Origin of the sequence: Beduinella massiliensis, from assembly GCF_900199405.1 — a bacterium.
GTDB classification, from domain to species: domain Bacteria; phylum Bacillota; class Clostridia; order Christensenellales; family Aristaeellaceae; genus Beduinella; species Beduinella massiliensis.
In genome coordinates, this window is record NZ_LT963430.1 from 2,358,549 (window position 1) to 2,385,238 (window position 26,690).

The 26,690-nt window shown below is 57.7% G+C and carries 25 protein-coding genes; 2 read left to right on the forward strand and 23 right to left on the reverse strand.

The annotated features are described in order from the left end of the window. Positions 1–10: 10 nt before the first annotated feature. The gene (locus C1725_RS11450; protein ID WP_102411732.1) at positions 11–979 is read left to right on the forward strand and encodes a Gfo/Idh/MocA family protein; all 969 of its coding nucleotides are present in this window, start codon (positions 11–13) and stop codon (positions 977–979) included. Positions 980–1,041: 62 nt separating this feature from the next. On the opposite strand, the gene C1725_RS11455 is transcribed toward C1725_RS11450, so the two are convergent. From C1725_RS11455 to C1725_RS11480, 6 genes are all read right to left on the reverse strand, one after another. After that, complete coding sequence (locus C1725_RS11455) at positions 1,042–2,124, reverse strand: DUF2961 domain-containing protein (protein ID WP_102411733.1); 1,083 nt, start codon at positions 2,122–2,124, stop codon at positions 1,042–1,044. A gap of 26 nt (positions 2,125–2,150) precedes the next feature. Next, on the reverse strand, positions 2,151–3,023 hold the full coding sequence (locus tag C1725_RS11460) for an ABC transporter permease subunit (protein ID WP_102411734.1): 873 nt from the start codon (positions 3,021–3,023) through the stop codon (positions 2,151–2,153). A gap of 10 nt (positions 3,024–3,033) precedes the next feature. Further along, complete coding sequence (locus C1725_RS11465) at positions 3,034–3,930, reverse strand: ABC transporter permease subunit (RefSeq protein WP_102411735.1); 897 nt, start codon at positions 3,928–3,930, stop codon at positions 3,034–3,036. Between the two features lie 61 nt (positions 3,931–3,991). Next, the gene (locus C1725_RS11470) at positions 3,992–5,578 is read right to left on the reverse strand and encodes an extracellular solute-binding protein (RefSeq protein WP_346026608.1); all 1,587 of its coding nucleotides are present in this window, start codon (positions 5,576–5,578) and stop codon (positions 3,992–3,994) included. Between the two features lie 130 nt (positions 5,579–5,708). Then, positions 5,709–6,944: an AraC family transcriptional regulator gene (locus tag C1725_RS11475; protein WP_102411737.1), complete on the reverse strand. Its 1,236-nt coding sequence runs from the start codon at positions 6,942–6,944 to the stop codon at positions 5,709–5,711. Beyond that, positions 6,916–8,700 carry a histidine kinase gene (locus C1725_RS11480; protein ID WP_102411738.1) on the reverse strand — a complete coding sequence of 595 codons (1,785 nt, stop codon included), beginning with the start codon at positions 8,698–8,700 and terminating at the stop codon, positions 6,916–6,918. Before C1725_RS11480 ends, C1725_RS11475 begins: the two co-directional genes overlap by 29 nt. A 223-nt stretch (positions 8,701–8,923) precedes the next feature. Between C1725_RS11480 and C1725_RS11485 the strand changes: the two genes are divergently transcribed. Then, positions 8,924–9,307 (forward strand): PH domain-containing protein, encoded by a 384-nt coding sequence (locus C1725_RS11485; protein ID WP_102411739.1) that lies wholly within the window; start codon positions 8,924–8,926, stop codon positions 9,305–9,307. A 67-nt stretch (positions 9,308–9,374) separates the two neighbouring features. Here C1725_RS11485 and ilvA read toward each other — a convergent pair whose 3' ends face one another. From ilvA to C1725_RS11565, 17 genes are all read right to left on the reverse strand, one after another. Next, positions 9,375–10,574 carry a threonine ammonia-lyase gene (gene ilvA, locus C1725_RS11490; protein WP_102411740.1) on the reverse strand — a complete coding sequence of 400 codons (1,200 nt, stop codon included), beginning with the start codon at positions 10,572–10,574 and terminating at the stop codon, positions 9,375–9,377. 4 nt (positions 10,575–10,578) lie between these two features. Beyond that, on the reverse strand, positions 10,579–11,364 hold the full coding sequence (locus C1725_RS11495) for a TrmH family RNA methyltransferase (RefSeq protein ID WP_102411741.1): 786 nt from the start codon (positions 11,362–11,364) through the stop codon (positions 10,579–10,581). Between the two features lie 107 nt (positions 11,365–11,471). Further along, entirely contained in the window at positions 11,472–11,822 is a 351-nt protein-coding gene (rplT, locus tag C1725_RS11500) for a 50S ribosomal protein L20 (protein ID WP_102411742.1), read from the reverse strand. Positions 11,823–11,852: 30 nt separating this feature from the next. Beyond that, the gene (rpmI, locus tag C1725_RS11505) at positions 11,853–12,050 is read right to left on the reverse strand and encodes a 50S ribosomal protein L35 (protein WP_102411743.1); all 198 of its coding nucleotides are present in this window, start codon (positions 12,048–12,050) and stop codon (positions 11,853–11,855) included. Between the two features lie 24 nt (positions 12,051–12,074). Beyond that, complete coding sequence (infC, locus tag C1725_RS11510) at positions 12,075–12,614, reverse strand: translation initiation factor IF-3 (protein ID WP_487042804.1); 540 nt, start codon at positions 12,612–12,614, stop codon at positions 12,075–12,077. A 241-nt stretch (positions 12,615–12,855) separates the two neighbouring features. Continuing rightward, entirely contained in the window at positions 12,856–14,793 is a 1,938-nt protein-coding gene (gene thrS, locus C1725_RS11515) for a threonine--tRNA ligase (RefSeq protein WP_102411744.1), read from the reverse strand. Positions 14,794–14,808: 15 nt separating this feature from the next. Beyond that, positions 14,809–16,707, reverse strand: coding sequence for a threonine--tRNA ligase (thrS, locus tag C1725_RS11520; RefSeq protein ID WP_102411745.1), 1,899 nt, complete (start codon positions 16,705–16,707; stop codon positions 14,809–14,811). A gap of 301 nt (positions 16,708–17,008) precedes the next feature. After that, on the reverse strand, positions 17,009–17,923 hold the full coding sequence (locus C1725_RS11525; RefSeq protein WP_102411746.1) for a dihydroorotate dehydrogenase: 915 nt from the start codon (positions 17,921–17,923) through the stop codon (positions 17,009–17,011). After that, positions 17,916–18,683: an iron-sulfur cluster-binding protein gene (locus tag C1725_RS11530; RefSeq protein ID WP_102411747.1), complete on the reverse strand. Its 768-nt coding sequence runs from the start codon at positions 18,681–18,683 to the stop codon at positions 17,916–17,918. The genes C1725_RS11525 and C1725_RS11530 overlap by 8 nt, the downstream gene beginning before the upstream one ends. Positions 18,684–18,687: 4 nt before the next feature. After that, positions 18,688–19,617 (reverse strand): orotidine-5'-phosphate decarboxylase, encoded by a 930-nt coding sequence (gene pyrF, locus C1725_RS11535; protein ID WP_102413327.1) that lies wholly within the window; start codon positions 19,615–19,617, stop codon positions 18,688–18,690. A gap of 12 nt (positions 19,618–19,629) precedes the next feature. Continuing rightward, on the reverse strand, positions 19,630–20,910 hold the full coding sequence (locus C1725_RS11540) for a dihydroorotase (protein WP_102413328.1): 1,281 nt from the start codon (positions 20,908–20,910) through the stop codon (positions 19,630–19,632). Further along, on the reverse strand, positions 20,910–21,839 hold the full coding sequence (locus tag C1725_RS11545) for an aspartate carbamoyltransferase catalytic subunit (RefSeq protein ID WP_102411748.1): 930 nt from the start codon (positions 21,837–21,839) through the stop codon (positions 20,910–20,912). The genes C1725_RS11540 and C1725_RS11545 overlap by 1 nt, the downstream gene beginning before the upstream one ends. 128 nt (positions 21,840–21,967) lie before the next feature. Further along, complete coding sequence (locus C1725_RS11550; RefSeq protein ID WP_102411749.1) at positions 21,968–23,254, reverse strand: solute carrier family 23 protein; 1,287 nt, start codon at positions 23,252–23,254, stop codon at positions 21,968–21,970. 70 nt (positions 23,255–23,324) lie between these two features. After that, positions 23,325–23,873: a bifunctional pyr operon transcriptional regulator/uracil phosphoribosyltransferase PyrR gene (gene pyrR, locus C1725_RS11555; RefSeq protein WP_102411750.1), complete on the reverse strand. Its 549-nt coding sequence runs from the start codon at positions 23,871–23,873 to the stop codon at positions 23,325–23,327. A gap of 369 nt (positions 23,874–24,242) precedes the next feature. Next, on the reverse strand, positions 24,243–24,410 hold the full coding sequence (locus C1725_RS19390; RefSeq protein WP_346026609.1) for a hypothetical protein: 168 nt from the start codon (positions 24,408–24,410) through the stop codon (positions 24,243–24,245). A gap of 172 nt (positions 24,411–24,582) precedes the next feature. Next, positions 24,583–25,992 (reverse strand): exopolysaccharide biosynthesis polyprenyl glycosylphosphotransferase, encoded by a 1,410-nt coding sequence (locus tag C1725_RS11560; protein WP_102411751.1) that lies wholly within the window; start codon positions 25,990–25,992, stop codon positions 24,583–24,585. Next, positions 25,989–26,648 (reverse strand): hypothetical protein, encoded by a 660-nt coding sequence (locus C1725_RS11565; RefSeq protein ID WP_102411752.1) that lies wholly within the window; start codon positions 26,646–26,648, stop codon positions 25,989–25,991. Before C1725_RS11565 ends, C1725_RS11560 begins: the two co-directional genes overlap by 4 nt. Positions 26,649–26,690: the final 42 nt, after the last annotated feature.

A 26,690-nucleotide genomic window follows, 5' to 3' on the forward strand; every position in this document is an offset into this window, starting at 1 on the left:
GGGCGTTAGCATGCTTAAGGTTGCGCTCATCAGCAAATGGCACGTGCATGCCAGGGACTATGCCCACGAGCTTTCCTCCACGCCCGGCTGCGAAATTGCCGGTGTTTGGGATGAGGATGCGGCGGTCTGCAAAGCCTGGGCCGAGGAACTCGGCTGCCGCGCATACGAAAGCTATGAGGCGGTGCTCACCGATCCGCAAATCGGCGGCGTCTCCATCACCACCTCCACCAATCTGCATCCGGACATCATCATCCGCGCCTGCGACGCGGGCAAGGCTGTGTTCACGGAAAAGGTGCTCGCACTCAGAACCGAGGATGCGCTGCGCATTCAGGAGGCTGTGCGCCGTAACGGCACGCGCTTCGTCATCTCCTTCCCCCACAAGTGCAACCCGTCGATCCTGCGCGCCAAGCAGATGGCCGACGCGGGCGAGCTGGGCGAGGTGACCTATGCCCGCGTACGCAATGTGCACAACGGCAGCACCGCCGATTGGCTGCCCCCGCACTTCTACGACCGCACGCTCTGCGGCGGCGGCGCGATGATCGATCTGGGGGCGCACCCGATGTACACGCTGTGCTGGCTGCTGGGTGAGCCCCTGTCCGTACAGTCCACCTTCACCAGTTTCACGAACCGCCCGGTTGAGGATAATGCGGTCAGCGTGCTGACATTCCCCAAGGGCGTCATCGGCGTTTCGGAGACGGGCTTCGTCTCCCAGAACAACCCTTACACGCTGGAGATCAGCGGCACCAAGGGCGCGCTGATGGTGCACGGCACGCTGCAGGCCTGCTGCGAGGCGACCGGCGGCGAATGGAAGGAAATTACCGATCTGCCGGAAAAGCCGGAGCTGCCTGTGCGTCAATGGGTCAGGGCCGTAAACGAGGGCTACGACCTGCCGGAGTTCGGCATCGAGCAGGCCGTGCTGCTCACGCGCGTGATGGAGGCTGCATACCAGCCTAAAGCGGCGCAGGGCGCCAGCCTATAATCAAACAAATGCTCGCAAAAGGAACCAGCGATCTGTCAAAAGACGCTGGTTCCTTTTATCCTTTAAATAATCTCGCGTTTATTCCGTGAGGGTAGTTCCGGAAATTTTGCGTGTGGCAGATCCTGATACCAATAAACAACGCTTGCGATGTCGTCCTGGAGAGGCAAATATCTTCCTTCTTTACGCCAGCCCAACGCCTGCATTCTTACGGTGAGCTCTCTTTCAAAAAAGATTGGATCGTGAACGTGAAAACGGTATAGAATGAAGCGTGAACCCGCTCGCATACAGCCTGGCTGCCCGTCTGATGCGTCAATGTATCCAAAGTAAGGTGCTGAAAAGCTACGGCTGTCCTTTTCGTGTGCAAATCCCCAAGCGCCACCAAAGTAATCCTCGGTGCCTGTCCCTACGATCGAGGGATATGTTTCGTCGCCGTCCAGGTACATTTCGATTTCCCCTTCGCCCCACCACCCAGCATTGTTTTGCTGCCATGCCATAAACGTACCGACATACTGCCCACGCCCCTCGATCTTATCGATCAATGTGTAGTGCTTGCCGTATGCGAGTGGGTTTGAACGTCGGAATTGTGCATGGAAATAAAGCGCATCTTCCCCTACTGCTTCTAAAGTATAATTAATCGTATAAAAGAAGCCAAGCAACTCACAAGGCGAGTCATTCGTCACCGTAATCCGTGCGTGCCGTCGAAAGGGCATGGGAAAAAAGCAGTTCATTCCTCCACGCGGATTGACGTTTATGGGGATGGAAAAGACGTCCTGTGCTTTGTTCCAGCTATTGCAGAAAAAATCTCCGATTGGGCTTTCGACAGAGGGTTCTTCCTCTCCATCCCAGTACATACGAACAATAATATCGCGGTAAAAGGCAGGGTCCAGCGTCATCCAGATGTGGCGTATAATACCCGGTCCATCATTATCCATGATTTCGACGGTTTCACCAGCCGCTAAATCCAGGCACGGTGATACTTTATTGCCCATCCCTAATTCACGGCTAGCGGATGCGATCCTTTTGTTTCTAGCGGTCTCAGGGGTATCCATCCCGCCCTTCCCCTTTTCCCCGCGAAAATTTTCCGCATTAATCGAACGGGACTGCGCTTGGCGACGTGCAAACAAGTTTCCGAGGTCGATGTACATATGCCTCCTCCACCTTTCAAAATAGTTTAGCCTTTGACGCTTCCCAGCAAAATACCCTTGACAAAGTATTTTTGCAAAAAAGGATAGACAAACAAGATAGGCAAAATACCGACAAACATCTGCGCAGATTGAAGCGTGCGCTCGGAAATTTCCTTCAGCTCTTGACTACTGCTGCTGCTTACCTCTAGGATGTCACTTTGAAACAACAGAATGCGCAAATAGCTGGACATTGGATAGTTCTCCGGTCGGTTCATCAGGATCACGCCGTCAAACCAGTTGTTCCAGTGATTGACGAGTGAAAACACCGTGATCGTTGCGATGGCAGGAAGGGAAGCGGGCAAGTAGATTCTCATAAGGATTTTCCATTGTCCTGCTCCGTCAATAAGAGCCGCCTCCTCCAGCTGCTGCGGAATCGCACGATAAAAATTTAGCATCACCAATACGTTGAAGACAGGGACCGCTCCCGGAAGAACGAGCGCCCAAATCGTATCGAGCATGCCGAATTCCTTTATGAGGATATACCAAGGAATAAGGCCGCCTGAGAAAAGCGTAGTAAAAAAGAGGAACCATACGTAGGGCGTGCGCATTGAAAAGCGTTCTCGTGATTTAGAAAGCGGATAGGCCGTTAGTACGCACATCAGCACGTTGATCGCGCCGCCAAGCACGACGCGTTCTATTGAAACCCACATGGACTTCCAAAACATTACGCGCTTGAGAACATAAGCGTAAGAGGTGAGCGTAAAACCCTTAGGCCATAGCCATACCACACCTGCAGAAGCCGCCGTATTGCTGCTGAGCGAGACAGCCAACACATGTAGAATCGGAATGAGGCAAGTTGCGGCCATCAGCGTAATCAGTGCTGTGCAGACAAATGGAAACGGATCGATCTTCTTTTTCATCTTTGCCCTCCTAAAACACACGGTAATCCGCAAAACGATACGCCATGTAATAGGACACACTGATGAGTATACACGATATGACGGATTTAAATAAGCCCATGGCCGTCGCTACGCCGTACTTGAAGTTGATAATGCCCATGCGATAAACGAACGTATCAATGATGTCGCCTGTATCCATGACAATCGGGTTATACATGTTGTAGATCTGGTCAAAACCTGCATTCAAGATGTTGCCCAAGCTAAGCAGGCTCATTAACACGATAATCGACGCCATTCCCGGCAGCGTAATATGCCAGTTAAGCTGCCAGCGGTTTGCTCCGTCGACCCGCGCAGCCTCATAAAGTTGCGGGTCGATATTCGTTATCGTAGCGAGATAGATGATAGAACTGAAACCAAATTCCTTCCAAATGTCTGAAATAATCATCGTGTACGGAAAGACAGCCGCTTTGCTCAGAAAGGGAATAGATTTCAACCCCAACGTCTTTAGCAGTGTATTGATCATGCCCGAGCCGGAAAGCAGTTTTGTAAGAATCGCGGCCATGATCACCCAGGAGACGAAGTGAGGAAAACTCACAACCGTCTGAAGCACGCGCTTGTAGCCAGGCCGATTCACCTCGTTGAGCAGGATAGCCGTCAGAACCGGCACGATGATCAGGCCGATCATCTTTCCAACCGAGATAAAGACCGTGTTGCGTATGACGTTCAACGCATCCGGCATGGAAAAAATGTACCTGAAATTTCCGAGACCAACCCATTGCTGATCTCCGAACATTCCTTTTGCCGGAATAAAATTTTGGAAGGCAATGGTAATTCCGCCCATTGGGATGTAAGCGAATAGGAACGTGAGGATGAGCGCGGGCAGCATCATCGCATGAAACGAAAACTCTCTTTTAAACTTTCGAAGCATATTACCACCTATATTTGTAGGTTTGCCGGATTGCATCCAGGGATACAATCCGGCAAATGGTTTATTGATTCGCTCCGTACCAGGCGTTCATCTCTTGAGAGATCGCCTCGCCGCCCAGCTTATACCACTCGTCTACCACCTTATCAAAGTCGTCAACAGGCATTTCGCCCATGATCATCTTGATGAAGGAATCGTTCAGCAGCTTTTCGCAGACCACGCCGCGGTCTTCCTCTGCCTGCGTCCAAGCACGGGCAGCCGTCACGACAAGATTGTTGTCGCGCTGGAATTTGTTTACCGAGGTCGTGGAATACGGGTTGGGCGACATTACAAACTCATTGGCCCAGGCCAACTCGTCGTGCTGCTCACGGTAGAGCATCACTCCGTTATAGAATCCAACAGCAGGTGCGAAAATTCCCTCAGAGGAACCTTGCGCAAGTCCTTTTTCTATACCTTCCATAATCAAGTAATTGTTATAGGGATGCAAGAAGTTAAACGGGCACAGATGGTACATTCCCTCCGCATCGCCCGCGCCAAAGTAAACGTCTGCTTGTGCGGTCTCTCCCCAGCATTTTTCCGCAAAGAGATTTAATATCTGAATCAGCGCCTCCGGATGTTTTGCGTTCACGTTGATGCCGTAGTACTCTGCCGTAGAAGAGGTGCCCGTCGTCTTCGCATAGGGCTCACTCACGTGCGGCAGGACGTAAGCTTGCCACATCGCACCGTCGAAATTGTGGCTTGCCTGCGTAATCCACGGCACGTATGCCGGGCCATAAACAACACCGATTTTGCCACCAATCACGTTTTCGCCCACATCGTTGACGACAAATTCCGGATCAATCCAGCCCTTTTCGTACATTTCATTCAACTGGGAGAGCATTGCCTTCATTTCCGGCTGCACGCTGCCGAAAATGACCTTACCGTTGCCGTCGTCATACCAGATAGACGGATATGCGCCGTAGGCACAGGCGAAACCCTTGACGTTGTACAGGTCGTTCCAAAGGTCGTCAGAAATTCCCAGCGCATATGTATCGTCCTTACCGTTGCCGTCAGGGTCTTTCGTAACGAATGCCTCCATGATGGCAAGCAGATCCTGCTGCGATTTCGGCTCCTGAAGCCCTAGCTTATCCAGCCAGTCCTTACGGATAAAGCAGGACTGGTAGGTATCCTGTGCGGGCGAAATCTTGGGAATCGCACCGAGAATCCCCGCAAAGGTACATGCGTTAAATTCCACTTCGTTATCAAGCGCATAAATTTCCTTGAGCAGCGGCGATGCATATTCGTCAAACAACGGGCGTGCATCCTGAACATAACCTGCCTCTACCGCCTGATGAACCTGGCTCAAGGACGTAAACTTGATGAAGTCCGGCATATCGCCTGAAGCCAGCGAAAGGTTGAGTTTCTGATCGTATTCCTCCACACTTCCGGCAATCCAGTTGTACTTGATTTTTATACCAAGTTCCTCTTCAATGAGTCGTGTCCAGCGGTTATCCTCGTCATTTTCGCCGGATCTCGAGATGAATGTCAATATACGATCACCAACCGAACTGCGTACGGTAGTAATTTCGATCGGTTCGTCCTGCGCCAACGCGAACGAGGAAAGAAGCGTAGATATAAGCATCAGAACCAGAAAAAAACTTAACTTCTTCAACGAAATCCCTCCTAAGCTCTTTCGTGATCCTGCTGCGTGTGCACCCACATCAGTCACTTTTGCTGTTTTTATTATAAAGAATATATGCAACATCGTCTACGCAAGGATTTTTACATCTAGTATCTTTTGTTTACCTCCTATTCCGCTTTCTCCATTCAACAGGCGCTAGCCCATATTGCTGACGAAATAGCTTTGCAAAGTACTTTGAAGAGCCATAACCGCACCGCTGTGCAATATCCTTAATAGGAAGCGGCGAGCCGTCAAGCAATGCCGCCGCATTTTCAAGTCTCACCCGATTAATAAAATCCTGAAGGCGCTCGCCTGTTTGTTGGTGATAAAACCGAGATAAATAGGACGGATTAAAATGAACCGTATCCGCCAGCTTTAAAAGTGAAAGCTCCTGATCTATATTTTCAGCCACGTATTGCTGGATTCGTCGGATCGCCCACTGCCGGGAATAGTCTTGCTCTCGATAGGCCATGAGCAGCAGATCGCCCTGCCCACCGCATCTTTCCATCGTACTTTGCAGAGAAGAAAAAACACCCGGAAGATCCTGCGGCTGCAGAACCGACTCACCGTAGACGAACGACGCTGCTATGCCGCGTGCTTCTGCCATGTTCTGCTGTATCTTTTCAAGCATTGCCTCAAAGTAAATATGAGAAAAAGATTTCTCCCGCGTTGGAGGACCACAAAACTGCAGTAGCGCGTACAGGACGGTATTGCTAATCGAATAACAGCAGACAAAGTCCTGCGCAAGAAAACGGCCTATCGCTTCATCGACCGCCATACGCAGATCAGGAGAATAAGGGCTTAAGTTCCCATACAATGAAAAAGAAGGGCGCTGCCAATCCCACCGCGCAAGCATCGGATTATCCTTCCGTAAATCGGTATCATTCATAGCATTTTGAAGCACGCGCTGCCAAAAATCATTCGTGTCCAGAGAATTTAATGCCTGACGATACACCATAGCCTGCATTCTCATCGAATGCCGTGTGCGAAGAAGCTCCATCTCTTTTTGAATTCTCTCCCAAATCTGATCGTAGCCGTCTGTCTTTAAGATGTAACTGACCCCTTCGTACTTCAGCGCCCTGTAGGCATAATCAAAGCTATCAAATCCGGTAAAATAAATCACGCGAATCTCCGGCCACAGTGAGCGCGCCTTTTCCATCAACTCAAGTCCGTCCATATCCGGCATCGAAATGTCCGCCAGCAGGATATCGAAGCTCGCCTGCTCCAGAAGGCTTAACGCCTCCAACGAAGCGTAGGAGCGGTATACATCCAATTCTTCGCACTGCTTGCGAAGAATGTAATAATAGAGCGCATCGACAATGATCTGTTCATCGTCCACGATTAAAACACGAATCATCCGCTTCTCCCCTGTCAATCAATATAATCATCCGCACACCTCCAAGCGGGGACGCTTCTGCTCGCAGTCCGCTGCCTTCACCATACACACCACGAAGGCGGGAGTGAATATTGTTAAGCGCAATGCCGACATATCCTGTGTCCTTCTGTGCTAAAATAGCCTGGATCTTTTCAAGGTGTTCAAACTGATTTCCGCTACCGCTGTCCTCCACAAGGACTTCGATCCGACTGGAAGAAACTCGATATTTCACCTCAATCACACCAATTTGTTCTTTGGCGATGCCATAAGCAAATGCATTTTCGATCAAAGGCTGTAAGATGAGGCGAGGAACCCGTACATCTGCAATCTCCGATGGGAGCTCCGAAAAATTTGTCTTCAGCGTGCGCATAAAACGAATCTGCTGTATCTCCATATACGCCCTGGCATGTCTATCCTCTTCTTCAAGCGTGGAAAAGGGTTGTCTGTTTCGCGTGATATATCGCAGATAGGTTCCCAATACATTCGTCATGTGTTCTGCGCTTTCGTACTCCTCTTCTTCAAGAAAGCTTTGGAGGATGAAAAAGGAATTATAAAGAAAATGTGGACTGATTTGAAATTGCAGTTGCTTGAGCTCTGCATCTTTTAAGAGAAGTTGCTGTGTATATTCCGTCTCTATATGCCGTTTGAGTTCTCCTGTCATCTCGTTAAAACTCTGATAAACCGATTCGATATCGCTAGTTCTCGCTCCTTTCAGCGCTACTGCAAAATCTCCTTGTTTTACTCGCAAAAATGATTCCGTCAACCGCTTCATTGGACGGTACAATCTGCCATAAACCAAAAAGATAAAGGTGTTTATCACGATAAACACAAAAACCGTAATGAGGGGGATGAAAATCTTTAGATCGTTTATGCGTCGAAAAGCGACCGATTCATTCACAGCTTCGTATAACTTCCACTCAGAAAGAAACGATCCCGCGCCGAATACCGTGTACAACTCTTTACCAACTTTAAGGGGAGTTGCGCTTTCAATACCTTCTTTTTCCACTATCGCGCAAACGAAGTCTGCCTGCTTTTCGCTTTCGAGAGTCGAAGTGATGACCGACCGTCCGCTAAGGAGCAGAAAATCCTTTCCCTGCTCAGTCCCTGCATGGATTTGGAGCTCTTGTTCCAGCGTTTTGACCGAAACTTTGGTGATAATGACAACCTGTGGTAACATCATAGAAGGCTCCAGCTTGGCGGCACCGCGCGCCGTCGATGCGGTTACCAAGAAGATGTCCTCTCGCGTTGCTAGCATGCCCTTTGCATTTTTGTATACATCATTCAGCCAGTGCAACGTCTCTAGATTTTCTATAGCTTTATACCCAGATTCCGCATTTTGGCTTAAAACGAATCCTTTCTCCGGATAATAAATCGATATCGTATCTATGATGTCGTTCAGACTGACGACCAAACGCAGCGCAGACTGAACTTTCTTAATATCCGAAACGCGTTCATATGCGCTGCCGGTGCTGTACTTTGGAAATGCCAGCCTTGTTACGGTATCGTCTTCCAAGAGCTCAAACTGCCGCGTCTGGATGGATTGGATACTGCGTTCTATTCCCTGCATAGCGGATTCGCATTCATATCTAATGGTCTGAAAGATGGTTTCCCGGTTGCTTTTAAAGCTCATGTTGATAAATGTGAGAAAAAAGACGTAGAGTGGTATGACACTGATAACAAAAGCAGCGACAATCAGTTGACAGAGCGACGCCTTTCCCTTGTGCTTCTGTTTCATCATAAAATGCCCTTCTTTATGATCAATGATTGCCGTCAAACGCTTTCTATTACATCAAATCTTCCGGCTAAAACCCGTCATAGATCGACGGAGTGATTGCAAATTGTATCATACATTTTAAGCAAGGTCAATTCCAATGCCTGGAATAGCAACTTCAGCAAACCTCTGGAAAATTGAAAAATCCCATGATATAATACTCAATAGATGAATCAATCCGGAGGATAAGATGATGAGCGATACACCCTATCAATGGCATGACCGCAAGCGCACACTTTTTGGGCTCCCCTGGTCCTTTACCGTTTACAAGCTGACGGATGAAAAGCTGTTGATTGAGACGGGTTTTTTTAACAAGAAGGAAGAAGAGGTCCGCCTTTACCGGATTATGGACGTGACCCTGAAGCGCTCGCTGGGAGAGCGGCTCTTCGGCCTGGGCACTATCCACTGCTGTTCTGCGGACAAATCGACCCCGGAGTTCGACATCAAGCGCGTCAAGCATTCTGCGCAGGTCAAAGAGATGCTTTCCGACATGGTAGAGTCTCAGCGTGAGCTGAAGCGGGTCAGCAGCCGTGAATTCATGCAGTCCAGCGAAGACGAGGATAATTTGCTGTAAACAGAAACTATACAAAAAAAGTGGCGTCCACCACTTTTTTTCTTTTTATGGATAGCCCCTTGCGCAATCAGGCCAGAAGGGAAAAGCCGTTGCGCTTGATCTCGCCGATGATGCGTTCCGCATGGTCACGGTCCTGCGTCTCCACGGAGACCTCCAAAAGCGCATGGTTGATTCCAAGCTCCACACAGGAGCGATCGTGATGCACCTGCACGACGTTGCCGCCGCATTCGGCGATGATGCGCGAGGTCAGGGTGAGTTGGCCCGGCTTGTCCTCCATGACGACGCGCAGCTTGATCATGCGCCCCGCCTTGAGCATGCCCTTCTCGATAATCCGTGAAAGCATCGTAACGTCGATGTTGCCGCCTGAAAGCACCGCCGCTACCTTGCCCCTGCACTCGAACTTGTGACCCATGATGGCCGCCACCGCCGCTGCGCCCGCGCCCTCGGTCACGATCTTGCAGCGCTCCATGAGGTAGAGCACCGTCTGAGCGATCTCGTCGTCGTCCACGGCGACGATGTCGTCCAGGTACTTATTGCAGATTTCAAACGTTTCGTCGCCCGGCGTCTTGACTGCGATGCCGTCGGCGATGGTCTTCGCGCTGTCGAGCGTGACGACGTGCCCCGCCTCGCGCGACGCCTTCATGCAGGCCGCGCCCGCCGCCTCCACGCCGATGACGCGGATGTTCGGGTGCAGGGATTTGACGGCCACCGCGATGCCTGCCGCGAGTCCGCCGCCGCCGATGGGCACGACGATGGCGTCGACATCCGGCATGTCGTCCACGATTTCAAGGCCGATCGTGCCCTGTCCTGCGATGACCATGGGGTCGTTAAAGGGATGGATGAACGTCGCTCCGCTTTCCTTTTGCAGCTTGCAAGCGTACGCAAAGGCGTCGTCGTAGACGGTGCCGTGCAGCACGACGGTCGCCCCCAGCTCGCGCGTCGCTTTTACCTTGGCGATCGGCGCGCCCTCCGGCATAACGATGGTGGCCGGCACGTCGAACGTGCGGGCCGCCAGCGCGACGCCCTGCGCGTGGTTGCCTGCAGAGGAAGCGATGACGCCCGCGGCACGCTCTTCCGGCGTCAGGCTGGCGATCTTGATGTAGGCGCCGCGCACCTTGAACGAGCCCGTATCCTGCAGGCTTTCTGACTTGAGGTAGACCTGATACTCCCCGTTGCTCAGCGGTTTGGAGGGAACCAGATCCGTGCGATGCACGACGCCTTTCAGGTGCTCGCGCGCCTCCAGCACCATACCCAATGAAACGTTCATACGTTTATCTCCCTTCGTCTGCGGGCCGCGTCAGCTCGTAAAGCATGATGCCCGCAGCAACTGCCGCGTTTAGTGATTCCGCGCCCCCGCGCATCGGCAGCTTCAACCGGTGCGTGGCCACCCTGGATACCGCGTCTGACACGCCGCGCGCCTCGCTGCCGATGACGAGCACGAAGCGTTCGCCCACGTCCTTTCGCTGGTAAAAAGGCGAACCGTCCAGCTCGCTGGTGACGACCGAATAGCCCGCTTCCCGATAAGCCGTAAGCGACGCCGGAAGCTCAGGCACGCGCAGCACCGGCACACGAAAGATCGAACCCATCGTCGCGCGCAGCGCCTTGGGGCCGAATACGTCCGCGCAGCCGTCGCCCAGGAGCGCGCCGTCAAATCCGGCGGCGTCTGCGGTGCGCAGAATCGTGCCGACATTCCCCGGATCCTGCACGCCGTCCAGCGCCACCAAGCGTGTGCCCGCGAGGCGCTGCGGCGCTTTGGGCATGCGCACGCTGGCCAAAATACCCTGCGGCGTCTTGGCGTCGCTGACGCTCTTGAGCACGTGCTCAGGCGCGCGCAGCACCTGCGTTCCCATGCCCTCCAGCTTGTCAAGCAGGGGCATAAGAGCATCCACATGCGAAGCGTCCACCAGCACCGTCAGCACCTGCATGCTGTCCGCGGCCTCGCGCACCATCTTGACGCTTTCCACCAGAAAGCAGCCGGCTTCTTCCCGGCCCTTTTTCTGCGAAAGCGCCTTGAGCGCGCGTATCTTTTCATTCTGAGTGCTGGTGATTTCCTGCATGCCCCATTCCTCCGCCCGGCGAGTGCTTTTTCCTATTATACATGCTTTTCTCCGTATAAAAAAGCCCCTGTTTCGCTTTTTGTCGAAACAGGGAATACTTTTTTACCTTACGCCTTCTTAGCCAGCTCGACGATCTTCGCGAAAGCAGCCGCGTCGTTCACGGCGAGGTCGGCCAGCATCTTGCGGTTGACCTCGATGTTCTGCTTCTTCAGGCCGTTGATGAAGGTGGAGTAGGACATGCCGTTCATGCGGGCCGCCGCGTTAATACGGGAGATCCACAGGGTACGGAAGTCACGCTTGCGCAGTTTGCGTCCGATGTAGGCATAGCGTAGCGAACGGCGGACCTGTTCGCTCGCGGCACGGTATTGCTTGGACTTGGAGCCGTAGTAGCCCTTCGCCAGCTTCATGATCTTCCTGCGCTTCTTATGGGCGTTCACAGCCCCTTTAATTCTTGCCATGGTAATTCACTCCTTTGCTGGACGAAATGCTTACTTGTACGGGATGAGCTTCTTCATCGTCTTGGCTTCCGTTGCGGCGACGTAATCCGTCTTGCGCAGGTTGCGCTTACGCTTGGTGGACTTCTTGTTCAAGATGTGGCTCTTATAAGCCTTGGCGCGCTTGACGAGGCCGTTCTTGGTGAGAGACAGGCGTTTCGCCGCACCACGATGCGTTTTCTGCTTAGGCATAATGGGGTCCTCCTCTCCGGTAAATCACTCTTTAGGAGCCGTTTGCTTGGTTTCCTTGCCGGGGTCTTTGGGTGCGAGGATCATGATCATGTGGCGCCCTTCGACGAGCGGCCTGCGCTCAACGACGGCGGCGTCCTTTACACGTTCCACGAAATCCTGCATCACGCGCATGCCGATCTCGGTATGCGTAATCTGTCTGCCGCGAAAGCGAATCGATACCTTCACCTTATCCCCGTCGGAGAGGAAACGCAGCGCGTTCTTCGCCTTGGTCTGGATGTCGTTTTCCTCGATCGTGGCGGAGAGCTGAACCTCCTTCAGGGATACGACCTTTTGATTCTTGCGGATCTCGCGCTCGCGCTTGGATTGTTCGTAGCGGTACTTGTCGTAATCCATCAGCTTGCAAACCGGCGGCTTTGCGTTGGGTACGATCTTCACCAGGTCGAGCGCCGCCTGCTCTGCCAGTTCCAGCGCCTTGCGCGTCATCATGACGCCAAGCTGTTCGCCGTTTTGATCGATTACACGCACCTCGCGGTCGCGAATTCCCTCGTTGATCATCAGATCCATGTTGATATCGATACACCTCCTGCAATCATTGCGCTTTTTGCGCGTTATCCCGGTCCTCCGGGGACAGACGCCCCTGCCCCGCTTTTTCCGTAGACAAAAGAAAAGAGCGGGCGAAACCACCCGCTCTTGCACGATAACACAATGCCTGAACCGCGGCAACGGCGTCGCCGGGTGAGAAGCGGGCAGCTTCTACTTCATACGCGTTTTATCTTACCACGCATCCCGCTTCCTGTCAAGCGAATTATCGGGCTTTTGTCCGGATTTCTTCCTCCAGGCGCGTAATTACGTCCGCAAGCGCCATCGCACCCAGGTCTCCGTCCTTGCGGCTGCGCACTGCGGCCTTACGCTCTTCCACTTCCTTGTCGCCGAGCACCAACATGTACGGCGTCTTCTCCATCTGCGCTTCGCGAATCTTGAACCCGATCTTTTCGTTGCGAAGATCCGTTTCCACGCGCATGCCGCGGCTCTCCAATTCGCGCTGGATCTCCTTGGCCCAGGCGTCCGCGCGGTCGGTGATGGTGAGCACCTTCACCTGTGTGGGGGCAAGCCATACGGGCAGCGCGCCCGCGTACTTCTCGATCAGCAGTGCAAGCGTGCGCTCGTAGCAGCCCACGGACGTTCTGTGGATGATATAAGGATACTTCTTCTGTCCATCCGCGTCAACGTACTCCATGCCAAAGCGTTCGGCCAGCAGCATGTCAATTTGAATGGTGATGAGCGTATCCTCCTTGCCGAACACGTTCTTGCACTGAATGTCGAGCTTCGGGCCGTAGAACGCCGCCTCGTCGATGCCGACGGTATACTCGACGCCAAGGTCCTTCAAAATCTGCTCCATCGTGCTTTGGGCCGTCTCCCACTGCTCGGCCGTTCCCTCGTACTTGTTCTTCGGGTTCTGCGGATCCCACTGCGAGAAGCGGTAGGTGCAGTCCTCCTTGAGGCCCAGCGTGTCGAGCATGTAGTTCGCCAGATCCAGACAGCCCTTGAACTCCTCCTCCAGCTGATCCGGCCGCAGGATGAGGTGGCCTTCGGAGATCGTGAACTGACGCACGCGGATCAGGCCGTGCATTTCACCCGAATCTTCGTTGCGAAAGAGCGTGGACGTTTCGCCCAGACGCATCGGCAGGTCGCGATAGGAACGCATCCGGTTGAGGAACACCTGATACTGGAACGGGCAGGTCATCGGGCGAAGCGCGAAGCACTCCTTCGTCTCGTCGTTCGGGTCGCCCAGCACGAACATGCCGTCCAGGTAGTGATCCCAGTGGCCGGAAATCTTGTACAGCTCGCGCTTGGCCATCAGCGGCGTCTTGGTCAGCAGGTAGCCGCGGCGCTGTTCCTCGTCCTCTACCCAGCGCTGCAGCAGCTGAATGACGCGCGCGCCCTTGGGCAGCAGGATCGGCAGGCCCTGGCCAATATAATCGACGGTCGTAAAGAACTCCATCTCGCGGCCCAGCTTGTTGTGGTCGCGGCTTCTCGCCTCTTCCACCTGCTTGACATAGGCGTCCAGCGCTTCCTTCGTGTCGAAGGCCGTGCCGTAAATGCGCTGCAGCATCTTGTTTTTTTCGCTGCCCCGCCAGTACGCGCCCGCGACCTGCGTGAGCTTCACCGCCTTGATCTTGCCGGTCGAGGGCAGGTGCGGGCCCGCGCACAGGTCGGTAAAGTCGCCCTGGCGGTAAAAGGAAATGACCGCGTCCTCCGGCAGGTCGTCGATGAGCTCCACCTTGTAGGGCTCGCCCTTTTCCTCCATGAACTTGCGCGCCTCCTCGCGCGGCAGCTCGAAGCGCTCCAGACGCTCGTTCTTCTTGACGATGCGCTGCATCTCCTTCTCCAGCGCCGATAGATCCTGCGCCGTAAAGGGCGTCTCTACGTCGAAGTCGTAGTAAAAGCCGTTTTCAATCGCCGGGCCGATGGCCAGCTTCGCCTGCGGAAACAGGCGCTTTACCGCCTGCGCCAGCACGTGCGAGGCCGTGTGACGAAAAACCCGCCTGCCCTCCTCGTCCGAAAACGTCAGAATCTCGAGCTTCGCGCCGTCCGGCACGGGCTCCACGAGGGAGCGCACCTCGCCGTTCACCTTCGCGGCGACCGCCGCCTTGTACAGCTCCTTGTCCACCTGCTTTGCGATGTCCAGCGCGTTCATGCCGTCCTCAAACGTGTGCGCGCCGTTCTGAATTTCAATCTGCATGGGAATGCCTCCTTCTTACCGCGCCTTTGCGCGGATTTCTTCTTCGATCTTCGCCGTAATCTCTTCAAGCGGCATAGGGCCCAGATCTCCTTTTCGATCGCGCACCGCAGCGGTGCGGCTCTCGACCTCCTTGTCGCCCAGGACGAACATGTACGGCACCTTTTCCATTTGCGCCTCGCGAATCTTGAAGCCGATCTTCTCGTTGCGAAGATCCAGCTCCGCGCGGATGCCGCGGCTCTCCAGCACGCGTTCGATCTCCCGCGCCCATGCGTCGCTGCGCTCGGTGATGGTCAGCACCTTCACCTGAACGGGCGAAAGCCAGGTCGGAAACGCGCCCGCATACTGCTCGGTCAGGATGCCGATGAATCGCTCGATGGAGCCGAACACCACGCGGTGGATCATGATCGGGCGGTGCTCCCTGCCGTCCGCGCCCGTGTAGGTCAGATCAAAGCGCTCCGGAAGCTGGAAGTCGAGCTGAATCGTGCCGCACTGCCAGGTGCGCCCGATGCAGTCCGTCAGATGAAAGTCGATCTTCGGGCCGTAGAACGCGCCGTCTCCTTCGTTGATCACGTAGGGCTTTCCCTTTTTGTCCAGGGCGTTTTTCAGGGCGCGCGTCGCCGTCTCCCACTGCTCGTCCGTACCCATGGAGTCCTCGGGCCGTGTGGAGAGCTCCACATGGTAGTCGAACCCGAATACGCTGTACACCTCGTCGATCAGGTCATACACGCCGAGAATCTCGCGCTCGATCTGTTCCTCTGTCATGAAGATATGGGCGTCGTCCTGCGTGAAGCAGCGCACGCGCATCAGACCGTGCAGCGCGCCGGACATCTCGTGGCGGTGCACCAGCCCCAGCTCACCGCAGCGCATCGGCAGGTCGCGATAGCTCCACTTGCGCCGCTTGTAGCAAAGCATGCCGCCCGGGCAGTTCATGGGCTTGATGGCAAAGTCCGTCTCGTCTATTTGGGTGGTGTACATGTTTTCACGGTAGTGATCCCAGTGTCCGGAGCGCTCCCACAGCGCGCGGTTGAGCATCATCGGGGTCTTGATTTCCTCATATCCGTGCTCGCGGTGAATCCTGCGCCAGTAGTCCTCCAGGGTGTTGCGCAGCACCATGCCCTTGGGAAAGAAGAACGGGAAGCCAGGTCCCTCGTCCAGGATGTCGAAGAGGTCGAGCTGACGACCCAGCCTGCGATGATCGCGCTTTTTGGCCTCCTCGATCTGCGTCAGATACGCGCTGAGCGCTTCCTTCGTGTCAAAGGCCGTGCCGTATATACGGCTGAGCATCTTGTTCTTCTCGCTGCCCCGCCAGTACGCGCCCGCGATGCTGGTGAGCTTGAACGCCTTCACCTTGCCCGTGGAGGGCAGGTGCGGGCCCGCGCACAGATCGATAAAGTCGCCCTGCCGGTAAAAGGAAATCACCGCGTCCTCGGGCAAATCGTCGATGAGCTCCACCTTGTAGGGCTCACCCATTTCCTCCATGAGCTTGCGCGCATCCTTGCGCGGCAGCTCAAAGCGTTCCAAACGCTCGTTTTTCTTGACGATGCGCTGCATTTCCTTTTCGATGGCGGCCAGGTCTTCCGGCGTAAAGGGCTTCTCTACGTCGAAGTCGTAATAAAAGCCATTCTCAATCGCCGGGCCGATGGCCAGCTTCGCCTGTGGGAACAGACGCTTTACCGCCTGCGCCAACACGTGCGAAGCCGTGTGACGCAGTACGCGCTTTGCGTCCGCATCCTCAAACGTCAAAAATTCCAGCTCCGCGCCGCCCGTCACGGCCTCTGGCAGCGATTTCACCTCGCCGTTTACGCGCACCGCGACGGCTTCCTTATAGAGCTCCCTGTCCAGTTGCTTTGCGATGTCCAGCGCGTTCGCGCCGTCCTCGACCGCGTGCGCTTCGCCCCGATAGACGATTTTCATATGCTTCACCCTTTCCGGTTCAAATAAAAAACGCCCGTCCCGCATAGGGACGAGCGTGAATGCCCGTGGTTCCACCCTGATTGAGCGTATAGGCGCTCCCTCTCGTAGGGGCTTTATCGCGCCCCGCGCGCTTCCGGTCCAAAGGTGGTCTTCATCCGTCCTTCACCCCGCGCGCTTCCAGCCGCCGGCACGCGTTCTCTGGAGGGTTTCGTAGCGGATTACTCTTCTTCTTCATTCCCGAAGTTAGCATTAGTATACGCCCAATGCTCCCGGACGTCAAGCCCCAATTCGTCCCCCGGAATTAACCGTTGGTTTGGATCGTTCCCACGAGCTCCTGCACGTTTTTGACGCCCTGTCCCTCGCAGTAGGCTTCCAGCTCCCCGATGATCCGCGGGCAGGCGTAGGCGTCCATGAGGTTTGCCGTACCGACCATGACCGCCTGCGCGCCCACCAGCATAAAGGAGGCCGCGTCCTCGCCGGTCACGATCCCGCCCATGCCGACTACCGGAATCTTCACCGCCTGCGCGGCCTGCCAGACCATGCGCAAGGCGATCGGGCGCACCGCCGGGCCGGACATGCCGCCGACGTTGTTGTAAAGCGTCATGCGCCGCGTGCGCGCGTCCACCGAGATGCCCGTCAGCGTGTTGATGAGCGAGATGCAGTCCGCCCCGCCTTCCTCCGCCGCCCGGGCGTTTTCGCGGATATCCGCCACGTTGGGCGACAGCTTCACCATCAGCGGCTTTTTCGCGTGCGCGCGCACGGCCTTCGTGATCGCGTATACGCTTTCCGGCCGAATGCCAAAGGCCACGCCGCCCTCCTTCACGTTCGGGCAGGAGATGTTCATTTCCAGCATGTGCACGCCCGCAGCGGAAAGCTTTTCCGCCATCAGGCAGTACTCTTCCTCGGTGTTTCCCGCCATGTTTGCGATGACCGCCACGTCCTTTTGCAGCAGCCAAGGCAGATCTTCCTCGATAAAGGCATCCACGCCGGGGTTTTGCAGCCCCACGCTGTTGAGCATGCCGCCAGGCGTCTCCGCGATGCGGTGCGGCGGGTTGCCCAGCCGCTTTTTCAGCGTCAAGCCCTTGACCGAGATGCCGCCGAGCTTTGAAATGTCGTAAAGTTGATCGTATTCGCGGCCAAAGCCGAACGTGCCGGAGGCGGCGATGACGGGATTCTTCAGGTGAACGCCGCACAGGTCGAGCGAAAGATCAATCATCGAAGAGCACCTCCCGCGCGTCAAATACCGGGCCGTCCACGCACACGCGTTTATAGTCGAAGCCGTCCGCCGCGCGCACCTTGCAGTTGCACACCAGGCATGCGCCCAGCCCGCAGCCCATGCGTTCTTCCAGAGAAATCTGGCAGGGAATATCCCTTTCAAGGGCGATCCGCTGCACTGCGCGCAGCATCGGCGCCGGGCCGCAGGCGAAGATGACGTCCGGCGCGCCCGCCTCAATCGCCCGCAGCAGCGGTGCGGTCACCAGCGCGCGTTCCCCCAGCGTGCCGTCGTCCGTCACGACGTGGGCCGGGCAGTCGAGGCCGTCCAGGCCGTAGACAAACGCCTCGCTTCGGTAGCCAAAAAACGCTTCGCAGGCGCATTCCTGCTTGAATTGATCCAGCGCGCCGCGCACCGGCGCGACGCCGACGCCGCCGCCCACAAAAAACGCGCGCTTGGCGCCGCACAGCTCAAACCCGCGCCCAATGGGGCCCAGCACGTCCGCCGCGTCCCCCGGACGCAGACCGCGCAGGCGGCGCGTGCCCTCGCCCTTTATCTGTATCGCCATCGTCAGCGTCTTCTCGTCAAAGCCCATCAGGCTGATCGGCCTGCGCAGGATGTGGCCGCCCGCGTCCGGCACCGCGAGGTGCACGAACTGGCCGGGCTTCGCCGCTTGGGCGATGCCCGGAGCTTCCACCTGCAGCAGGAAGATGTCCTCCGCGATGTCCTCGACCCGCAGAACCTTTGCCATCGTCTGTTCCATGTGCCTACCTCAGCGCCTTGCCCGCAGCCGCGAGCCCGGCGGCGATGTCCTCGCGCATGCGGATGGCCTCTTCGCGCGCCGCCTGCGTAAAGGGAACGCCCTCGCGGCGTTTCCAAGCACAGAGGATCGAGCGGCTGGCGTTCACGATCGCGCCCAGGCCGCGCCCGTCAAAGCATCCCGCGAGGTCCGCGCCCGTCGCCCCCTGCGCTCCATAGCCCGGCACGAGGAAGAACGTGTGCGGCATGCGCACGCGCAGCGCCGCCCCCTGCGCCGGATACGTCGCGCCGACGACCGCGCCCACCGCGCTGTAGCCATGCTCGCCCACGAGGTCCCTGCCCCACTCCTCTACCAGGTCGCCCACGACCTCGTAAACCGTGCGCCCGTCCTCGACCTTCATATCCTGAAGCTGGCCGGAGGAAGGATTGCTCGTCTTCACCAGAGCGAAGATGCCCGTTCCGTGCTCAGCCGCCTGCTTGGTAAAGGGCGCGATGCCATCCACCCCCAGGTACGGGTTGACGGTCGCGAAGTCCGCCGGAAACGCCTGCAGGCGCTCGCCCGCCACGTCCGTTCTGCCGATGTAGGCGGCGGCGTAGGCTTCCGCCGTTGCGCCGATGTCGTTGCGCTTGACGTCGGCCATCACGGACAGGCCCTTTCTGCGCGCATAGGTCATCGTCTCTTCAAAGCACTTCATGCCCGCCGGGCCGTACATCTCGTAGTAGGCCACCTGTACCTTTACCGCAGGCACGATATCGTAAAGGGCGTCCACGAGCGCGCAGTTGTACTGATAGATCGCCTCCGCCGCGTCCTCAAAGGAATGCACGCCCGCCGGCATGACCGCCTGCAAAAATTTTTCCGGCAGGTATTCCAGCCGCGTGTCCAGGCCCGCGACCGTCGGGTTCTTCTTGTCGATGATGCGCGAGATCAGTAAATCCATCTGCTGCATGTTTCAGCCCTCCTCATAAATCGTCTGTCCGCCGCACAGCGTCTTCTTCACGCGCCCCGTATACGTCTTGCCGTCAAAGGGCGTGTTCTTCGACTTGGAATGGAGCTTCTCCGCGTCCACCGTCCAGCGCTCGCCGATGTCCGCCAGCGTCACATCCGCGCGCGCGCCGGGCGCGAGTGTGCCCGCCGGAAGGTTCAATATTCGCGCGGGGTTCGCCGTCATCAGCGAAACCAGACGGCTCATGTCCATAAAGCCCTTTTCGACCAGCTCCGTATAACAGATCGCAAAGGCCGTCTCAAAGCCCACCATGCCGGAGGCTGCGAGCGGGTATTCCACGTTCTTCTCGTCCGCGTGATGCGGCGCGTGGTCGGTCGCGATGCAGTCCAGCGTGCCGTCCACGAGCCCTGCGATCACGGCGAGGCGATCCTCCTCCGTGCGCAGCGGCGGGTTGACGCGGGTGTTGGTGTCGTAGTCCTGCACCCAGGCGTCCGTCGCGCCGATGTAGTGCGGCGCGGTCTCCGCCGTCACGCGCACGCCGCGCGCTTTGGCCTCGCGCACGAGCTGCACGCCGCCTTTGGTGGAGACGTGACAAAGATGGATGCGCTTGCCGTAAGCCTCGGCCACGAGAATGTCCCGCGCGATCATGACCTCCTCCGCCGCGCGCGTCGTGCCGCGAAGCCCGAGCAGCGTGGACATATAGCCCTCGTTCATCACGCCGCCGTCCGTGAGGTCCAAATCCTCGCTGTGCGAGACGATCGGCACGTCGAAGTGGTCCGCGTAGATGAGCGCCAGCTTGAGCAGATTGGCGTTGACGACCGGCCTGCCGTCGTCGGAGATGGCGACGATACCCGCCGCCTTCATCGTGCCGATTTCCGCCAGCTCCGCGCCCTTAAGTCCCTTGGAAATCGCGCCGATCGGATAGACGTTTACGCCGCTTCCGACGGTCTTCGCTCGCTCCAGAATGTAGCGCGTCACCGCCGCGCAGTCGTTCACAGGGCTGGTGTTGGGCATGCAGCAAATGCTGGTAAAGCCGCCCGCCGCAGCGGAGCGCGTACCGGTGGCGATGTCCTCCTTGTATTCAAAGCCCGGGTCGCGCAGATGGCAGTGAATGTCCACCAGCCCCGGCAGCACGCAAAGGCCCGCGGCGTCGATTACTTCTGCATCCGCTTCCTCGATGCGCTCCGCGATTTTTACGATCACGCCGTCCGCGATCAAAAGGTCGAATACACCGTCGATCCCCTGCGAGGGGTCGATCACGCGGCCCCCGCGAATCAGCCGTTTCATCATGCCTGCACCTCTCTTCTCGTGAGCATGTAGAGCAGCGCCATGCGCACCGCCACACCGCTTTGCACCTGCTCGGCGATGACGCTCTGCCCGCCGTCGGCGACGGCGCTCGCGATCTCCACGCCGCGGTTCATGGGGCCGGGGTGCATCACGAGCGCCCCGGGCTTTGCGAGCGCCACGCGTCCAGGCGTGAGCTCCCAGTTATCGCAGTACTCCGCGACGGAGGGAAACAATCCCTTCTGCTGGCGCTCGCGCTGAATGCGCAGGCCCATCACCACGTCCGCGCCTTCCACGGCGTCCTCCACCGTCGGGGCGAGAATGGCGCCGGTCTTTTCAATTTCCACCGGAATCAGCGTCGGCGGCGCGGCGAGAAAGACCTTTGCGCCCATGGTCTGAAGTCCCCAGATGTTGGAGCGCGCGACGCGGCTGTGCATTACGTCGCCGACGATCGCGACCTTGAGGCCCGACAGGCCGCCCAGGTGCGTCTTCATGGTCATCATATCCAGCAGCGCCTGCGTCGGGTGCTCGTTCATGCCGTCGCCCGCGTTGATGACCGATGCGCGCACGTGCTTGGCGAGCAGCGCCGGCGCGCCGGACATCGGATGGCGGATGATGATCACGTCCGTGCCCATCTGGTCGAGCGTAACGCCCGTGTCGATGAGCGTCTCGCCCTTTTGCACGCTGGAGGCCGAGGCCGAGATATTGGCCGAGGCCGAGGACATGTACTTGCTCGCCAGTTCAAACGACATGCGCGTACGCGTGCTGTTTTCGTAAAAGAGGGTCACGATCGACTTGCCCTGGAGGTGCGGCGTCTTCTTGTTGTTTGAGAGCAGCACCTGTTTCATGGCGTCGGCGGTCGTGAGGATGCTTTCGATCTCCCGCGCGCTCACGTCGCGCAGGCCCAGCAAATCCTTGCGTTTCAGGGTCACGTTCTCACCTTCCCGTTATCAGTCCGTAAAGGAAGTTTGCATTTACAATGAGGAGCGCGCCGCGGCAGGCACCGCGCCTCGCCCATGTTCCAAAGCAGGCGGCGGATTGCTCCGCCGCCCAAGGGAGATTACTTGTCGATGGGGTTGGGCAGCACCTTGTTGAGCACGATGCCCAGCACGGCCGCCAGCGCGGTGCCGCTGAACGTGACCGCGCCAAAGGTAACGCTCGCGCCGCCCAGCCCGAACACCAGCATCACCGCGACGATGAGCAGGTTGCGGGAGGCCTTGAAGTCCACCTGGTTTTCGACCAGCGTGCGCAGGCCGACCGCCGCGATCATGCCGAACAGCACGACCGACACCGCGCCCATGACCGGGCCCGGCAGCGTCTGCAGGATGGCGCCCAGCTTGCCCAGGAAGGCCAGAACGATGGCGAAGCAGGCTGCGATTTCAAGCGTCACGGGGTTGTAGTTCTTGGTCGCCGCCAGCACGCCCGTGTTTTCGCCGTAGGTGGTATTGGTCGGGCCGCCGAGCAGGCCGGCCAGCATGGTCGCCAGGCCGTCGCCCAGCAGCGTGCGATCCAGGCCCGGATCCTTCATAAAGTCCTTGCCGACGACCGCGCCGTTAGCGGTGATGTCGCCGATGTGCTCCACGAAGGTGACGATAGCGATGGGCGCGATCATCACGATCGCCTCCCAGCCGAACTTGGGCAGGAAGAGCAGCGGCATCTGGATGAAGGAAGCCTGGCTCACGGGCTCGAAGTTCACGACCGGGATGCCGAAGGCCGTCAGGATGGAGGAGAAGGCGTAGCCTACGATGATGCCGAAGAGGATCGGCACCAGCTTGAAGAAGCCCTTGGCCCACAGCGTCACGCCGATGATTGTGGCGATGGTGACGATGGCGATCAGCCAGTTCCAGCCGGTAGAGACGCTGCCGATCTGGGTGGTGATGTTGGTGACCGCGGTGGGCGCGAGCATCATGCCAATGATGATGACCATCGGGCCCGTAACGACCGGCGGGAAGAACGAACGGATCTTCTCCGCGCCGAAGATGCGCACCAGAAGCGCCAGCACGACGTAGAGAAGGCCCGCGACCATCACGCCGCCCGTCGCATAGGGCAGGCCGTTTGCCACGTACTCCGCGCTGCCGACGGCCGCGCCCCCGGAATACTTGGTGGCGACCGCCGTAATCGCGGCGATGAATGCGAAGCTGGAGCCGAGGTAGACCGGCACCTTGCGCCCGGTGATGAAGTGGAACAGCAGCGTGCCCAGGCCCGCGCAAAGCAGCGCGGTGGAGGGGCTGAGGCCCGTCAGCGCGGGCACGAGCACCGTCGCGCCGAACATCGCGAACACATGCTGAATGCCCAGGATGAGCAGCTTTCCGGTCGAATCCTTTTTGACCGCCGTCGTTTTAACCATGGTAGAAACTCCCCCTATTCCCTCTGTTGTATGACACCGGCCGAAGCCGGGAATCAACGAATCGCCTTCCTCAGACGCGTTCCATCAGGACGACTTCCTTCGCCCCGTCGACCTCCGGCAGCCGCACGCTCACCATTTCGCTTTGCGAGGTGGGTAGGCTCTTGCCCACGTAGTCCGCGCGGATGGGCAGCTCGCGATGTCCCCTGTCGATCAAAACCGCAAACTGAATGCGCCGCGGGCGTCCCATGTCGCACAGCGCGTCCATCGCCGCGCGGGCGGTGCGCCCCGTGTAGAGCACGTCGTCCACCATGATGAGCGTCTTGTCCTGAATGACAAAGGGAACGTCCGTGCCGTTGAGCACCGGGTGCTCGCTGAGCAGCGAAAGGTCGTCGCGGTAAAGCGTGATGTCCAGCACGCCGACCGGCACCCGCGTACCCTCGAAACGCTCGATGACGTCGGCCAGCGTTCGCGCCAGCGGTACGCCGCGGCGCTGTATGCCGACCAGGCAGACATCCCCCACGCCCCTGTTCTTCTCGATGATCTCATGCGCAATGCGCGTCAGCGCGCGGTCCACAGCCGCTTCGTCCATGATATGTGCCTTTTCGCGGAATTCCGGCATGGCGCTTCCTCCCCTTAATTCACAGAAAAAAGCCTTGTCCTGACGGGCAGGGCAAGGCCATTGCAGCACAAATTACCGGCGCAACCTTACCAGCCTCACGGGACCGATTTAAAGGCGTCCTTCGTTTTGATCTGCGTTATTATAGCACAACCCATTCGGGAAAGCTATATCCTTTTGAGGGCGTTTATAAATTTTTTGTCGAATTGCGCCGGCCGGCGCATTCAAAGTGCAGGATGGCCTATGCGTTTCCTTTCCGTTTTTCCCGAATGTCTCGCTTTGCACGAGAAAATCCGAGCGCGCTGATTGGAACGGCTCTGAGGAGGCCGCGCCGTCTCCTCAGAGCCGTCAAAAGGTTCCGCCCGCGTGCGCCTACAGGTCGTCCGCGTCCTGAACAGGGCGGTCGTCGCCCTCCTCCAGCGGCGTCCCGGTGTAGCTTCCCTGCACGTCCGAAGGGATCGGGGCTTCCTCGCTTTCCTCCCGCTCCTCACGGCCCTTGCGCTGCCACGTGCGAATGACGCGGGGCAATCTGCGTTTCATCATGCATCGCTCCTTCATTGATGGTCGTTTGGCCTTGGCCTAGTATGCGCAAAACGCCACAATTTACCCGGATTAAAGCGCCTGCGCGCCGCAATGACTCTTAAAACGCATGAGGCGCGAGGCCGTTTTTCCGGCCTCGCGCCCGCCATCTCTCTATGAGCCGCCATTTTGTTCACCCTTCATGCCTGCGCTTTTCAGGCTCGGAAATTTCTTTAGTTTCCTCCCGCCGCGCCTCATCAAACGCCTCGGTGCTGTCCGCCTTGAAAAAGACGGTCAACGTGCGCAGCATCAGCTTGACGTCCAGCCAGATGCTGTAGCGCTCGATATATAGCAGATCCATGATCATCTTGTCCTTGGGCGACGTGTTGTACTTGCCTTCGATCTGCGCAAAACCGGTCAGGCCCGCCTTGACCTTCAGGCGATAGGAAAACTCCGGCACGTCCCGGGTGTACTGCGTCACGTTTTCCAGCATTTCCGGGCGCGGCCCCACGAGGCTCATGTCGCCCTTCAGGATGTTGATAAGCTGCGGCAGCTCGTCCACACGGCATTTTCGCAATACGCGCCCGACGGGCGTAATGCGTTCGTCATCCCGCGTTGCGGAATGCTGCTTTTCCGTGCCCGCGCAGACCCGCATCGTGCGAAATTTGTAGATCTCAAATATGCGCCCGCCCCGCGTCGCGCGCCGCTGACGGTAAATGACGGGCCCCCGGTCGCAGCACTTGATCGCGATCGCGCAGACGAGCAGCAGGGGGCTGAGCACGACGAGCGCAACCAGCGACACGGCGATGTCCATGGCCCGCTTGATAAAGCGCTGTTCGATGGAAAGCGCGCCGTTTTCCATCTCCAGAAAGGGCAGGTCGTCCAGCACGATATGCTCCGCGCTGTGCGTGATGACGTCCGCCACGCCCATGTGGATGTAGATATTTTTGCCCAGCGCATAGCAGCGTTCCATCAGATGCACGCGCTCGCCCGCCGGCACGCCGCAGAAGAACACCGTGTCGCACGCGTCCAACGCGCGAAAAAGCGCGTCGTCGCGGTAATCCAAGACCTGCCGCACCGAATATTGCAGCGGCAGCCGCTCGATCTTGCGCACGATGACGCTCGCGTCGCCCTCGCCCGCGGTGATAAGCAGGCAGCGCTGCGGCGCGTGGAAGCGGAAAAAGAGCCGATTCGCCGCGCGAACAAACAGGGTTATCAGAACGACCTGCAACGCCGCCGCGATCAGCAGCAGCCAGATGTCCGGCCCAAAGAGGATCAAGTGGTCGTTATTGGCTTCATTGACGTTCATGATCTGAAGCTGCAGGTATGTCACCACGTCCGTCAGCATAACCGCCAAAGACAGAGAAATGGCGATCGGCCGGCTCTTTTGCCTGCCGACCGCAAACCCGCCGTAGACCGACACCATCACCACGCCGAACATGAAGAACGTCAGCAGCGACACGGCCGCCGTACGGGATATGCACAGAATCTGCGGGTTGTTGATCGACATCAGCACGAAAAACACGGCGCACAGCAGCACGTAGAGCGCCGCCTTGATGCCCAGCACCGCGATCTCCGAAAGCAGCCGCTTGTCCTTCTTCATCGTCCGTCCTCGTCCTTCACGTAGTGCAGCAGGTTAAAGTCCACCGCCATCGCAAGCGGCACCCAGTACATCGCGTACTGCGTCGCCGTGCCGACGGAAAGGCCCGCCCTGTTCTGGACCTCAAACGTGATCTCGCTGCCCCGAATCGTCCCGCGCACCTGCTCCCTCACGCGCGCATCCGCGCTCTCGCAGAAGGAATCCACCACCAGCAGCTGTCGTTCCCCTTCCTGCACGCGCGCAGCGCAGAGCAGCACGATGTGCCCCGCCCGGATGTTGGAAAGGGCGACGCCCCGCCCGCCGCTTACATGCGCCCAGAGCGCCTCGCGGTCGTTCAGGTGCCCGTCCATGTGATAATCAAATCCAAGCCGCGCCGCAAGGCCCCGCTCCTTGACCGCCGCCAGCAGCGCTGGGCGATCGGTGCCGTCGTCGCCCCGGCCTCCGTTCTGAACCGAGAAGTCCGCCAGCGACTCGATTGAAACGCGCCTGCCTGTCATCCATTCCACCGCATGCGAAAGCGAAAAAATGCCGCAGCCCGCCGCGTGCAGATCCTCGCCGTCCCCCTCGTACGCGTAGGGATGCGTCCACTCCCGGCAGCGCTGGTTGCAGATCAAAAGGGTTTTATCGTCATAAGAGACCTCAATCGTCTTTCCTGTCATACGTCCGTTCCTTTCGGGTAGCGCCCGTCTGCGCGTGCGCCT